Genomic DNA, 14,293 nt, shown 5'->3' with positions numbered 1-14,293 from the left:
GAGTTTTTTGAATTTACTTTCCTTTAATTCAGCATTCTCTATCTTTAAAGCTTTATTTTCTGCTCTTAAGTTTTCTATCTCTGCTTCCAGTTTTTCTATCTTTGCTTCTAACTTTTCTATTTTTTGCTGTAAATTTTTGCAAAGTTCTAAAAGGTTTACCATATTACCCCACTTTTGCTCTATGATTATCTTTTTAGATCACCTTGTCTGCCTTATTCTGCCACTCCGCTGAACGGATACCCCGTGATAGCTCTATTCCTATAGTGAGTAGAGTTATCTTCCCTCTTGTTTCTTTTATAACATATTTTTAACTTACAACTGCTGCGACGCTAACAAGCAGCGGGATGACTAGACTTTTTGATTTACTCCCACTCAATGGTTGCTGGTGGTTTAGAAGTTAAGTCATAGACAACTCTATTTACCCCGAAAACGTTATTAACAATTATACTGCTAACATTCTGTAAAAAGTCCCAAAACACTAGCGAATGCTGATCCTTATCCTCAAATGGAAATGCATCAGCTGTCATACCATCGGACGATGTTACAGCCCTCAAAGCACAAACATATCCGTACGTACGACCATCTCCCATGACGCCTACAGTTTTTATTGGTAATAATACAGCAAAAGCTTGCCATATCTTATCGTATAGATCGTAATTTTTCATCGTATTAATATATATTTCATCTACTTCTTGCAATATTCGCACCTTTTCTTCATCGACTTCACTTATAATTCTCACTGCAAGGCCAGGTCCTGGAAATGGATGTTGAAATATTATCTCGTCTGAAAGCCCAATTTCTTTTCCAAGTAGCCTTACCTCATCTTTAAAGAGGTAGCGTAAAGGCTCTACTAGCTTCAGGTTCATCTTTTCTGGCAACCCACCAACATTATGGTGAGACTTAATTGTACTTGTGTTGTCTGAGGCATGCCCTGACTCAACTACATCAGAGTAGATGGTACCTTGCATTAAAAAATCCACATCACCTATTTTTTTTGCTTCTTCTTCAAACACTTCAATGAAAGCGTTACCGATAATTTTTCGCTTTTCTTCTGGATCAGTTATCCCCTTCAACCTACTCAAAAATAAATTTGATTTATCAACGTAGTTTATCGGAATCTCTTTTAACATAGCAATGGTCTGGTTCTTGCGTAACAACCCAGTATCGATAAAAATACAGTTCAATTGTTTTCCTATAGCTTTATGTGTGAGAGCCGCTGCAACACTTGAATCAACCCCACCACTTACTGCAGCGATTACTTTTTTCTCTCCTACTGCGCTTTTGATTTTTTCCTTCTGCTCCTCAATAAACGACTTCATTGTCCAGTCTCTTTCACAATTTGCAATATCCAAGAAGTTAGAGAGCAACTTACTGCCATTTGTTGTGGGCCTCACTTCAGGATGGAATTGAGTACAGTAAATCTTCCGCTGTTCGTTGACAATTATTGCAATTGTTTGATTTATCACACCTGATGCGATAACAGTAAACCCCTGTGGTATAGTATCAACACTGTCCGCATGGTTCATTAATACATCCACTTCAGAATTAACATCCCAGGTATCCTTTATAATGGGGGATTCTTTTAGTATCTTGATTTTAGTTCTGCCAAACTCCTGTTTGAAACTCTCTTTTACTTTTGCTCCAAAATAATGACAAATAAGTTGCTGTCCATAGCATATTCCAAGTATAGGAACGTTTGTTGCCTCATTAAGTTTTATAATTTCATGTACTACTCTGCTTGTTTCAGAACAATCATCATTTACAGATTGTGGTCCTCCAGAGAGAATAAACCCATTGAATTTTGATATTGTTTCAAAACTGATGTTGCTTGGAAATATTTCGCAATACACACCCATTTCCCTGACTTGTCTTGCGATAAGCTGTGTAAACTGTGAACCAAAATCAATAATGGCAATTGCTGACAATTTGCTCCTCCATATTATTTAAAAGTGATATCTGATAATAAAGGAAATAATGGAGTAAGTAAACTAAGACCTCTTAAAAGCTTTAATGTATGGCGTGCGTTTGCTATGATTTATTTTTATCTAAGAAGAACTTTTTACGGTGGCACTTCAGAAGTTGCAGCCCCTCTTTAGGGTTAAGACATACTTCCAATTCTTCCCAACCACTATAACTTCCACCACCAACCAATGCTTTACACACTCCGGATAGAGACTTAGCCTCAATCACTTTTCCAGTTTTGTTATCTACAAACTCTTCCACTCCCTTAACTTTAATTTCGTATTTCTGGCCACTCTCTGGGCGATTCCATACAAGTATTTCCCCTATAAATAGAGCTTTGATGACCTCTTTATTTTGCGCTCCACCATATTGATTCCCAGCTACCCTAACTTTTTTAGGCTTATTTGTTATATATGTTGCTGCTTTGTCCTTGTCCTTAATTTCTTTTGCCTTTTCATCTACATATTTTTCTACTTCACTACGTACATATCCTTTTAAATTGTCAAGAAAGTTCTGCAAGTCGAGTAAAGTTAATTCAGATGTTTCCATAAAACCCTCCAGTTTTATTATCACGTATCAATAATATATCTAGTATACTTAAAATATCTTTAAGAAAGGCGACTCTGACCCTCAGGTAGCTAATGTTAGCTACCGATATCGTACGTGAACCAAAATCAATAATGGCAATTGCTGACAACTTACCCCTCCATATTATTTTAAGCAATATCTAATAATAAAGAAAATAATGAAGTAAGTAAACTAAGATCTCTTTAAAAGCTTTAACGTATGGCTTAAACGTTAGCTATGATCTACTTTTTAGCTGACAGAAACTTTGCACGGTGGTAGCTCAACTTTCTCAGCCCTTCTTCAGAGTCAAGACATACCTTGAAAAATTCCCAACCATCGGAGCTTTTACCAGTAATTTCTTCACTAACCGTGGAAGGGGCATTATACTTTTTCCCATTATAGATAAACTTACCTTCGTTGCTAACTACAACTTCATACCTTTCCCCTCTTCTTTTACGTTCCCCAATAAGCGTTTTACCTATAAATAGAGCTTTGATAACCTCTTCATTTTGCGTCCTACTACATCTATTTGGTTTATTACCCACCATATTATTTAACACTTTGTTTGTTATATAAGTTGCTGCTTTGTCCTTGTCCTTAATTTCTTTTGCCTTTTCATCTACATATTTTTCTACTTCACTACGTACATGCCCTTTTAATTTTTCAAAAAAGTCCTGCAAGTCGAGTAAAGTTAATTCAGATGTTTCCATAAAACCCCCCAGTTTTATTATCACGTATCAATAATATATCTAGTATACTTAAAATATCTTTAAGAAAGGCGACTCTGACCCTCAGGTAGCTAATGTTAGCTACCGATATCGTACGTGAACCAAAATCAATAATGGCAATTGCTGACAATTTGCTCCTCCATATTGTTTAAAGCAATATCTGATAATAAAGAAAATAATGGAGTAAGTAAACTATAGCTAAAGTGGCTCAGGTTTACCTACAATTTGAAAAACAACAAATTCGTCATCCCGCTACTTGTTAGCGGGATCTAGAGATACCGCGGCAGTTGTAAGTTAAAAATATGTTATAAAAGAAACAAGAGGGAAGATAACTCTACTCACTATAGGAATAGCGGGCGTGTGCGACCGACGCGGCGTTGGCAACCGTTTATATCAAGGTACACTAGCCCCTCGATACGTTTGAATAGTTGCATGGGACATATGTATGCACCCGTTTACAATCTTAAATCAATAAACTATCGAGGTTATTAATATGGTTACATCTTATCAAAACTTTATTGACATCGGAAAATTTAAAAATGTTGTTGCGGTTCACACACAGAAGAGTGTTGTCGAATTTGATAATAATGCTTCTGGTTGGCAACAATTGTTTAAAAAGTTTTCAGATATCTTACCTAATTCTTTAGTAACTTTAGAAAATACAGGGAATTGGTTTATCGCATTTTCTTATTGACAAGAATATCGCTGAGCTAATACCCAAAAGCTTTATCTTGTCTCACGGAACTTTAGCAAAGTCTAGATGCAATGGCTCTTGCTCAGTATGCGTCATAGAACTCTTTCTCTATTTGTACCTACCTCTAAAGAACAATCAACTTTGTTTGTCAACGTCGTTACACAAATGAGGGCTCAAGAAAAATGTAGACTGGAAGCACCGGAAAATGACCATGTAAGGAAAAGTTGTCAAAAAACTATAGAATTCTTTAATAGTCAAATAGATGAACTCAATAATACTATACAAAAAATCATTGATAAAAATCTAGAGTTACAGAAGCGCCAAAAAATTCTGAGAACAGTGCTAGGCAAAGTTATCTCAAGATTTTGTGTGTCTGATGCCAGAGCTTGGCTACTTAAACAGAAAAGAAGTAGCAAGTCTTGCTGGCGCATCCAAAAGAAAGTGGAAAAGCTATTGGTTATCGAAGAATAACAGGCGGTAGAAGCAATGTTCGTACTAACGGCTGCAATGGCTGCTGCAAAGTCCAAATCTGTTGTTTGATATAAAATTTTTCTATGATAAATTAGGGTGTTTATTGTCAAAAATGCATTTTCTAATTGAATAAAAATACAAAATTATAAACAAGAGTTGTAATAAAACTAAATTCAAAAAATTTAAAAAAAACATAGTTGATATGACGTAGAGCTCGCGTTAGCTATACTGTTATACTTATACCAATTCCCATTATACGGGGAGCAGATAGATGATAATACCACTTTACCCCGCTATTCTATTTGCTTCAGTATGGGCTTTTTCTTCGTTATTGTCCTGTGTAATGGGAATTGGTATTACCAACTTAATAAAATTCCTGGATTGTATCTTATCGGTAAAAAAGAAGAGCTATTTTAGGAAGTTTTTATAGGGCTAAAACTAAAGAAAACTTGCATATAAGTTCATCAAGTGTAAAATTAGAGTTGTTTTAAAAGAATAGGTCAATTATGAATCTTGTAACAAAATCTGCTATCGATTTTACTGCTTCAGCTGTTCTCTCTGACGGAGAAATTGTTGATGATTTCTGTCTGAGTGAGCACATAAAAAATAAGTATGCTGTCCTTTTTTTCTATCCACTTAATTTTACTTTTGTTTGCCCAACTGAATTGATATCGCTCAATAATAGAATAAATGAGTTTGCAAAGCATGGTATTGAAGTGATAGGAATAAGTGTAGATTCAAAATTTTCACATTATAAATGGCGAAACACTCCAGTTAATGATGGTGGTATTGGAGAGGTTAGCTACACTTTAGTGTCTGATATCAAAAAGTCTATATCAAAAGACTATGGGGTCTTATATGATGACTCAATTGCGCTGAGAGCAACTTTCGTTATTGATGATAAATTTATTGTACGTCATCAATCGATAAATGATTTGCCTTTAGGGCGTAATATCGATGAATTCGTTAGAATCGTTGATGCAATTAAACATAATGAGGAGCATGGTGAGGTGTGTCCAGCAGGGTGGAAGAAAGGTAAGCCAGCAATGCAGGCAAGCGATGAAGGAGTAGCTGATTATCTAAACTCATACAGTGAAGAATTATAAATTTAGTACAAAAGTTCTTATTATTGGATCTGGGGCAGCGGGTTATGCTGCCGCTATATATGCAGCACGTGCAAACTTAGAGCCAATTGTAGTAACGGGAATGCAGCCTGGTGGTCAGCTTACAATTACTACAGATGTTGAAAACTATCCTGGTTTTGTTTCAATACAGGGTCCAGAACTAATGGAGCAGATGAGGTTGCATGCAGAAAAGGTTGGAGCAAAAATAATAGATGATGAGATAAAAAGCGTTGAACAACTTGAGGATTCTAATGAGTATAGGTTTAGATCTTCTGGTAATACTAATGATTACTATTCAGATGCAATTATAATTGCATCTGGTGCGCAAGCAAAATGGCTTGGCTTGGAGAGTGAAAAGGAATTTCAAGGCTACGGAGTTTCAGCTTGTGCAACTTGTGATGGTGCGTTTTTTAGGAATAAAGTTGTAGTCGTGATTGGTGGTGGAAATACCGCTGTTGAAGAAGCAATATTTTTAACTCGATTTGCCAAAGAAGTGATATTAATACACAGGCGTGATAAATTGAGAGCGGAAAAAGTAATGCAAGACAGGCTCTTTAAAAATGATAAGATAAAAATAATGTGGAACCATACCGTAGAGCAAATTCTTGGAGAAGAAAATCCAAAAAAAGTTACTGGTATTATAGTTAAATCAACGGAAGCTCAAGAGTTAGAAGTGGATGGAGTGTTCATTGCAATTGGGCATGCACCAAATACAGGTATTTTTAAAGGCTTTGTTGAAATGGATGAACAGGGTTACATAATTACAAAACCTGGAACAACTTTAACTAGTAGGGCAGGGGTGTTTGCTGCAGGTGATGTTCAAGATAAGGTATATCGTCAGGCAGTAGTTGCAGCAGGAACAGGGTGCATGGCTGCACTTGATGCAGAGAAGTTTTTAGAGTTGTCTGAGGTTTTTAAATAAATTGCTTGCAATTTTCCTTTTTTTTTACATAATTATATTAGTAAATCATTAATAAAGAGGGTTTAGTATGCCTTATAGAAACGGTGTAACATATTATGGAGCTTATGGAGGTGGTGATAACACGGCACCGCAAGCTCGAAATCCGACAACTTCAAGACAGCTAAGTGAATCAACAAAATACTTATTTAATACTATTGATAATGGATATCTAGAAGGTTTTAAGCAAGCTCTAAAAGAAGGTGCGGATGTTAATGCGTTTGATGAAGAAGGCATGACACCTTTGATGTCTATTGCTAGAGCCTGTGATGTCACTTATGGTAGACAACCCATGTTAGAAAAAATGGCTAAATTGCTTATACAAAATAGCAGTATCGATATTAACGCTCAAAGTAGGGAATATGTTTATAAGGAAAGGCAAAAGAGAGATCGACATGGGCGTCTAGTATATTTATCTTGCGGTCGAGAAGTAGTACAAACGCAATCAGGTTATCATGTATATCTTGATGATGGTCAACATGTAGATGGTGAGAATAGTATACGCTTGAGTGAAATCTACGGTGGTGTGATGGAGTGCGTTAAAACTTCTAAGATGAAGAAAGATACAGCCTTACATATTGCTTGCCAAGTTGGAGCTAAAGATATAGTAAAAATATTGCTCACGCACCCAGATGTGAAAACTGATATTATAAATTATAAATATGAAAGCCCTAAAGATTGTATTGCAAGAGGATTTGAGGGCGTAATAAAATTAGAATTTAAAAAAGCACAAAAAGCAAACGAGTTGTTAGATGCTCTTTCTAGCGGAGACATTTACCAAGCAAAAAGACTATTAAATCAAGAGCTTAACCCTAATTGCTGGAAAAGAAACCAAAATGGAGAAATAGAAACACCACTTAGCTTAATTCTCAAATCATGTTTACAAGGAATAACACAAGATGATAACGAAGAAGTATTGACTAAACTTTTAAAACATAAAGACCTAGATTTTAGTCAAATAAGATCAATACCTGCAATAGAGAAGAACATACAATTAAAGCAAATAATTGAACAAGCTATTACAGAGCGATTAACCGATACTATTAATAGAAAAGATTTAGATGATGTAAAAGAATTGGTAGAGGATAATTGTTTCATAAATCGTGCAATTGTTACTGCTGCATTGAGAGATGCTAGTGAGCCAACTGAGTCCGTTAAAAATTATCTAAGTGAAAAATTCCCTACAAGTGCAGAGCAACCTGTAGCAAGTACACATAATGTTCAACCAGTAATAAACGACGAATTCATTGCTAAAGAGTTGCAGCAACTCGAAAACTTTAGAGATGAACTTGGAAGAACAAAAACTCAACTTACAGAAACAAAGCAAGAGCTAGCGAATAAAACTAGCAAAATTTCACAATTAGAAAGAGATTTGAAACAAGTAAGGGAAGAAAGAGATAGGCTTTCATCAGAAAATAGACTGCTCCGTACTAAAAGTCTGAGTAATAAAAACGAAAAACCCTTGCAAGCAATTTCTCCTGGTAGAAAACAAAGCAACTACGCTTCTGCTTCTTTTGTGTTCTCTGGAGCGTTTGCTGTTGGTGCATGTTTAACAATACCTAATTTGGAAATATGTATTCCACTTGCTGTAACTGCATTTGCCTTTTTTACAATTGGATGCTACTGTTCATACAAAGCAAACACAGCACTTAGCAACGTTAAAAGCACTCAGCTTGGTAATGTTATCAGTTTAGAACGAAGTTAAGGTTTTGATTTCTTCTCCAAACTCTGTTGAAAATTCTTATACATGTTAAAAACATCTTGATAATTGAGGTGAGTGTAAACCTGGGTGGTTTCCAGGCTTGAATGGCCAAGCAGTTGTTGTATTGATCTTATGTCAATATCTTCCTGAAGCAAATGAGTAGCAAAACTATGACGAAATGCATGTGGAGATAAAATTTCTGGTAAATTTAACATTCTCCTTATTTTCTGCAAACGATTGGCCACATAAGTTCTTCCCAATTTTTTTCCTCTTACTCCCAAAAAAAGATATTGTGTTTCATTATTAATGCCAAGATAAGGACAGGCTTTTACATATTCCTGTATACATTTTTTTACTACCGGAAGAATGAATACCTGCCTTTGTTTATCTCCCTTACCTGTTACTATTAAACTTTCATTGTTAATATCACTAACCCCAAGGTTCAACGCTTCACTGATTCTTAAGCCTGTACCATATAGCAGGACGATAATTGCAATTTCTCTTTTTACCACCCAAGGTTCGCTCAAGTCAGATAATTTCATTTCTTTCACCAAAGTTTTTATATCAGGTATTGATAATGCTTTGGGCAGAGTTCTTCTCTGAATTGGCCTTGACAAGGAAAATACAGCTTCATTGTCTATATTGTAGTTGTTTTTTATGTACTTGAAAAAATTTCTGATTACTGAGAGTGCTCGAGTGTTGGATCTTGCGTTTACACCTCTTGCGTAACGAGAGGTAAGCCAACTTCTTAACTCAGGTACGCTCAATTTTTCCAAAGTGCCGACATTTACTTCTCCACCAATGTGAGTATTTAGGAAACTTATAAGATCCTTCAAGTCCCTCATGTATGACTCTAAAGTGTTTGGTGAATAAGATCTGTTGCACCTCAGCCACTCATACCATTTTTCAATGATTGAACCGAGGTCCACAATTATTTTTTAAAGAAAGCATCGATGCACGCATCTCGAAAGGCTTCATTTATATCAGGATGAGAGTGACAAATTCTGTATATATCCTCTGCTGCTGCACCATATGCCATTGCAACCGCTGCTTCGTTGATTAGCGTATCAGCGTATGCTCCTATGATATGCACACCTAGTATTGTATCTGCTCTGCTACAAGTCAGCACTTTCACGAATCCTTCAGCATCATCAGTGATTTTTGCTCTGCCGTTTGCAGCAAATTGACATTTACCAACTTTGTACTTATGGCCAGCATTTTTGAGTTCCTCTTCGGCTTTACCGATCGAAGAAACCGCAGGGTGAGTGTAAATGACAGATGGTATGATTTCATAATCAACGTGAGGTAATTGTCCTGCTATTATCTCTGCAACTGCCACTCCTTCTTCTTCTGCTTTATGAGCAAGCATTGCTCCACCAATCACATCACCAATAGCAAATATTCCTTTCACATTAGTTTCATATCTGTTGTTAACTTGAACGAAACCGCGATTATCTTTTTCTATTTTTTCAAGACCCTCAGTGCATGGTTTGCGTCCTGCTGCCACCAATACCTTATCCGCCTCTATAGTGTTTGTTTGATTATCTTTTACAGAGCAAACTTTCACATTCAAAGAGTTACCACTTTGTTTTATCTCCTCAACTTTAGTGCTAAGTAAAAATTTTATTCCTTGTTTTTGTAGACTAGAAAGTAGAGACTTACTTAATTCTCCATCCATTGCTGCAGCGATTCTGTCAAAAAATTCTACTACAGTGACTTCAGACCCTAGCCTCCTCCATACAGAAGACATTTCAAGCCCTATTGCCCCGGCTCCAATTACGACAAGTTTTTTTGGTACTTCAGTTAAAGATAATGCACCTGTTGATGAAATAATACTTTTCTCATCGATATTAATTCCTGGCAAAGAAATAACGTCAGAACCGGTTGCAATTACTATATTTTTTGCCTTCAGTACCTTACCTTCAACTGAAACTTCAAGATTGCCTTGATCAAAAGAAGCAAGCCCATTGATTTTAGTGATTTTGTGAAGGTTAAACAGATATTCTATACCTTTTCCAAGTTCCTGAACTCTGGCGTCCTTATAGCTTAGCATTTCTTTTAAATCGAAACTTGCATCCTTAATTTTTATGCCAAGCTTCGACAGATCATTTTTCGTGTGAGCATACTGATAGGAAGAATGAAGTAGTGCTTTGGAAGGTATGCACCCAACTCTGAGGCATGTACCACCAAAAATGCTATTTTTATCTATGCAGGCAACTTTCAATCCAAGTTTTGCAGCAGCGATAGCACACTTATAACCGCCTGGACCACCACCTATAACAATCAGGTCATAATCAATCATAAAGAACAAACCTATTTTCTAAAGAATAAACACCATTTCCCTCAGTTGTTACATATATTTTATCGTGAGTAAACACTGGAGTGTGAAACACATTACCAGGTACTTTGACTACCTTTCCTGCACTTTCAGATCCAGGAAAAGCAAGCATTGAACCTTTATTGCTTGTCACCCACAGTGTGTGGGCATGCACAATTGGAGCAAACAATTGCGTATTTTCTATTAAATCAGATGCCCAGACTGTTTCTCCATTTTTTATATCCAGGCCGATTATTTTATTATCTTCAGTTACTATAAAAATTCTTCCGCCTTCTTTTTGTTTCTCTGCAGGAATAAGAGGACTATAATATGACTCAATGTCTGATACACTTTTTACTTGCAGTGACTTTGACCATAAAATATTTCCTGATCTCACGTTAATACCATAAATATAAGAATTATTTGTAGCTATTAAAGTATCGCCAAGCACTCTCGGTGTAGTAGTTACATCTGTGAGCTGTGTATCCAAAAGGTTTGTAGCCAATTTTTGGCTCCACAATTTTTTACCGTCTTCATTAAAAGCTATTAACTCACCATTTGAAAATGGTGCTATTATTTTATCGTTAGAAATTGTTGGCGATATGGAATACAAACCTCGAACCTCATTGATACCGTTCTGATAAGCCCAAACGGAGCTGCCATCTTTTATATCAAACACGTACAGATAATTATCAATAGTCAATACTACCAATTTATTATTTATTACTGCTGCTTTCCCTCTTACTGGAGCTCTCAATTCTTTTTCCCACTCAATCTTGCCAGTTTTTGCGTCTATTGCGTGTAAAGTGTTATCCACTATAAAGAAAACATTTTTTTCATAATGCGATAGGCTCATGTTACCAATTTTTTTCCTATGTGAGAGGTGTAATTTCCAATTCATAGCCTTTGAGTTATCAATATCAAAGGAATATAAAGCACCGTGCTTGTCTGATAAAATAACGCTATCTTCTGTAAGCACTGGAGCTACATATCCTTGAGATAGTTTTTTATCCACTAGACTTATTCGCTCGCTTGCCATTGTGTAACTGCTACACAATAACATTATTATGACAATTATTACTTTCATTGCTTAGTTGAGAACAAGATTTATTAATATACATACTAGAAATCTTAATCACAATGAAAATGTTCTTGTTGTACGTTGAAACATTGATTTATGAACAGAATATTATATTATTATGTAAAAACTATACTCTTAGAGCTCATCCACTATGCGGCAACGTGCATAGCTGTATGAACATTGAGATATAACAGTAATTTATACCAAGAAGAAAGATGTCATCCAAGTAGCCTCTTTCTTGTCATCCGAGTAGCCCCTTCTCCTGTCACCCCAGTGCTCCTTTTTTTGTCATCCCAGTGCTCCTTTTTTTGTCATCCCAGTGCTCCTTTCTTGTCATCCCAGTAGCTAACACTGGTTCTTTTATGACGGTGTCATCCCAGTAGCTGACACTGGTTCCTTATACCACCGCGAACCGTCATACCGCGATTCATTCGCGGTATCTCATCCGCTAACACATAGCGGAATGACGAATTACTTAACCGTCATGCCACCGTGGACCGTCATACCGCCGCAGACCGTCATACCGCGATTCATTCGCGGTATCTTTTAGCATAGATCCCGCTAACAAGCAGCGGGATGACGAGGTTATCGTCATACCACCGCGAACCGTCATACCGCCGCGGTATCTCATCCGCTAACACATAGCGGAATGACGAATTACTTGACCTTTACAGGGATGACGGTTGTCGTTTAGCCATAAATATTTAAGAAATTTACCAAATAAAAAAAAAGGCAAAAGAAGCCCCGTGGTGGTTGGCTATTTACTATGTACTAAAATATCGGCGTTTTTTTTATTCTAAAACGCTTGATTAAGAGCGATTTAGCTGCTTTTAACTTGCAACTAACCTACACCGCAAGTGTTTAAGAAATTTACTAAGCAGGAAAAAAGGCAAAGAAAACCCAGAGTAGCTAGTATTCAAATTCTCCCTTGTCAATTTGACGTTTTTTGCTGTCTTAAACGCTTTGTAAGCGCGTTTCGGCTTATATAGGTAAAAACCTAGAAATTTTTAAAGACATGCGATGCACGTAGTGCGAAAAATTAAACATGAGACGCCAAATACCCTAAGTTTTTTGTCATTAACCTGCACAGATTGCGAAGATAAATAAATAGCTTCAGTTTCATGATAAGGGGGCTGGCGGAGTTTGTCAAGTAAGTTTTTTGTTTCTGCGGGCTACTTGAATAACGGCTACAATGTTTGTACAATTGTGCGTTATGCGCTGGAATTCGTTTTAGCCCTTATCTATATCTCAGTTCCACCAACAGTTATTGTGTCGACTTTGAGTGTTGGTTGACCAACTCCAACGGGCACATTTTGTCCATCTTTTGAGCATGTGCCAACACCGGGGTCCAACTTTAAGTCGTTGCCAACCATGGATACTTTTTTTAGCACTGTTGGCCCATCACCAATTAGTGTTGCTCCTTTGACTGGCTGTGTAATTTTACCATTTTCTATTAAGTAAGCTTCTGAAGATGAAAAAACAAATTTCCCTGACGTTATATCAACTTGCCCACCACCGAAATTTACTGCATACAGACCTTTCTTTACGCTAGATATTATTTCTTCCGGTGCATGTTTTCCAGGCAGCATATAGGTGTTTGTCATACGCGGCATAGTAACTTCTTTATAACTTTCCCTTCTACCATTACCAGTTGGATTTACACCCATGAGTTTAGCATTCATATGGTCTTGCATATATCCTTTGAGAATCCCATCTTCTATCAGTACATTATAACTGGGTGGAGTGCCTTCATCGTCTACACTGATAGAGCCACGCAAATTAGGCAGAGTTCCGTCATCAACTACTGTGATGTCACTAGCTGCTACTTGTTTACCCACAGAATTTGAAAATGCTGAGACTTTTTTACGATTGAAGTCGCCCTCAAGTCCATGACCCACGGCTTCGTGTAGCAATATTCCTGGCCAGCCTGGACCTAAAACGACTGTCATTTCTCCAGCTGGAGTTGGAATTGCTTCAAGATTTACCAGTGCTTGTTCTAACGCTTGGTTTGCAACTTCTTTCCACTTTTTCTCAGAAATAAACTTACTATAAGGGTCCCTTCCACCATGCCCTGCAGAACCTCTTTCGGTTCGACCATCTTTCTCTACGATGACTAACACATTAAAACGTACCAGAGGCCTAATATCGCTTAATCTGTGATCACCCTTTATTATTTGTACAACTTGCCATTCTCCACTTAGAGTTATTTTTACTTGCTTCACGCAGTTATTTTTGGACCTTACATACTCATTAACCTCATTGAGTAGTTTAATCTTTGAATTCAGATCCATTTCATTTATAGGGTTAATCCTCGAATATAGGCTTTTTGTCTCTTCGTTTAAATTTATTGAATTTGTCTTGTTTAAAGACACTGAGCTTTTTACCATAGAAGCAGCATTACTAATTTCTTTTTCGCTAATCTCAGAAGAACAAACGAAAGATGTACTATCCTCACAAAAAGACCTTAAACCAAACCCCCTTCTGGTATTCAAATCCACGTGTTTTAATATGTTGTCATCAAAAACTAGGGACTCCGACTGGCAAAATTCTAGAAACAGCTCACCACCATCGCTATTGCTCAAAGCGCTATTGACTATTTTATATACGTTATTAATATTAACATTGTTTTGAGCGAAAAATATTTGATCTAGATTTGGCATTACCTTTGAACTAAAAATTGTTTAAGTAT

11 protein-coding genes and 1 pseudogene are annotated in these 14,293 nt (G+C 36.6%); 5 read left to right on the top strand and 7 right to left on the bottom strand.

What is annotated here, in order from left to right:
- Window positions 1-362: 362 nt before the first annotated feature.
- The 3 genes from guaA to ABWU58_RS06415 all read right to left on the bottom strand — a co-directional run bounded on the left by guaA (window position 363) and on the right by ABWU58_RS06415 (window position 3,239).
- Window positions 363-1,925, bottom strand: a complete 1,563-nt coding sequence (guaA, locus tag ABWU58_RS06425) for a glutamine-hydrolyzing GMP synthase (protein ID WP_353282948.1) — start codon at window positions 1,923-1,925, stop codon at window positions 363-365.
- Window positions 1,926-2,028: 103 nt separating this feature from the next.
- Entirely contained in the window at window positions 2,029-2,511 is a 483-nt protein-coding gene (locus tag ABWU58_RS06420; protein WP_353282947.1) for a hypothetical protein, read from the bottom strand.
- Window positions 2,512-2,771: 260 nt separating this feature from the next.
- The gene (locus tag ABWU58_RS06415) at window positions 2,772-3,239 is read right to left on the bottom strand and encodes a DUF2924 domain-containing protein (RefSeq protein WP_353282946.1); all 468 of its coding nucleotides are present in this window, start codon (window positions 3,237-3,239) and stop codon (window positions 2,772-2,774) included.
- A gap of 511 nt (window positions 3,240-3,750) precedes the next feature.
- Between ABWU58_RS06415 and ABWU58_RS06410 the strand changes: the two are divergent.
- The 4 genes and pseudogenes from ABWU58_RS06410 to ABWU58_RS06395 all read left to right on the top strand — a co-directional run.
- Window positions 3,751-4,488: pseudogene (locus ABWU58_RS06410) on the top strand (IS110 family transposase); the annotation flags it as partial.
- 440 nt (window positions 4,489-4,928) lie between these two features.
- The gene (locus tag ABWU58_RS06405) at window positions 4,929-5,528 is read left to right on the top strand and encodes a peroxiredoxin (protein ID WP_353282945.1); all 600 of its coding nucleotides are present in this window, start codon (window positions 4,929-4,931) and stop codon (window positions 5,526-5,528) included.
- Window positions 5,515-6,468, top strand: a complete 954-nt coding sequence (trxB, locus tag ABWU58_RS06400; protein ID WP_353282944.1) for a thioredoxin-disulfide reductase — start codon at window positions 5,515-5,517, stop codon at window positions 6,466-6,468. Before ABWU58_RS06405 ends, trxB begins: the two co-directional genes overlap by 14 nt.
- Window positions 6,469-6,535: 67 nt before the next feature.
- Window positions 6,536-8,209, top strand: a complete 1,674-nt coding sequence (locus ABWU58_RS06395; RefSeq protein ID WP_353282943.1) for an ankyrin repeat domain-containing protein — start codon at window positions 6,536-6,538, stop codon at window positions 8,207-8,209.
- Here ABWU58_RS06395 and ABWU58_RS06390 read toward each other — a convergent pair.
- From ABWU58_RS06390 to ABWU58_RS06380, 3 genes are read right to left on the bottom strand one after another with little or no spacing between them, the layout of a single operon-like run.
- Window positions 8,206-9,135 carry a tyrosine recombinase XerC gene (locus ABWU58_RS06390; protein ID WP_353282942.1) on the bottom strand — a complete coding sequence of 310 codons (930 nt, stop codon included), beginning with the start codon at window positions 9,133-9,135 and terminating at the stop codon, window positions 8,206-8,208. The genes ABWU58_RS06395 and ABWU58_RS06390 overlap by 4 nt on opposite strands.
- Window positions 9,136-9,137: 2 nt before the next feature.
- A complete protein-coding gene (gene lpdA, locus ABWU58_RS06385) occupies window positions 9,138-10,508 on the bottom strand; it encodes a dihydrolipoyl dehydrogenase (protein WP_353282941.1) in 1,371 nt (456 codons plus the stop codon).
- Window positions 10,501-11,610: a PQQ-binding-like beta-propeller repeat protein gene (locus ABWU58_RS06380; RefSeq protein WP_353282940.1), complete on the bottom strand. Its 1,110-nt coding sequence runs from the start codon at window positions 11,608-11,610 to the stop codon at window positions 10,501-10,503. Before ABWU58_RS06380 ends, lpdA begins: the two co-directional genes overlap by 8 nt.
- Before the next feature lie 174 nt (window positions 11,611-11,784).
- On the opposite strand from ABWU58_RS06380, the gene ABWU58_RS06375 reads away from it, so the two are divergent.
- Window positions 11,785-11,949 carry a hypothetical protein gene (locus tag ABWU58_RS06375; protein ID WP_353282939.1) on the top strand — a complete coding sequence of 55 codons (165 nt, stop codon included), beginning with the start codon at window positions 11,785-11,787 and terminating at the stop codon, window positions 11,947-11,949.
- Between the two features lie 896 nt (window positions 11,950-12,845).
- Here ABWU58_RS06375 and tldD read toward each other — a convergent pair.
- Window positions 12,846-14,264 (bottom strand): metalloprotease TldD, encoded by a 1,419-nt coding sequence (tldD, locus tag ABWU58_RS06370; protein ID WP_353282938.1) that lies wholly within the window; start codon window positions 14,262-14,264, stop codon window positions 12,846-12,848.
- Between the last annotated feature and the right edge of the window lie 29 nt (window positions 14,265-14,293).

The sequence above is a fragment of the Wolbachia endosymbiont (group A) of Pogonocherus hispidulus genome (genome assembly GCF_964028195.1).
GTDB lineage: Bacteria > Pseudomonadota > Alphaproteobacteria > Rickettsiales > Anaplasmataceae > Wolbachia.
Note: the sequence above shows the minus strand (reverse complement) of the source record. Positions and strands in the feature narration are given on the sequence as shown.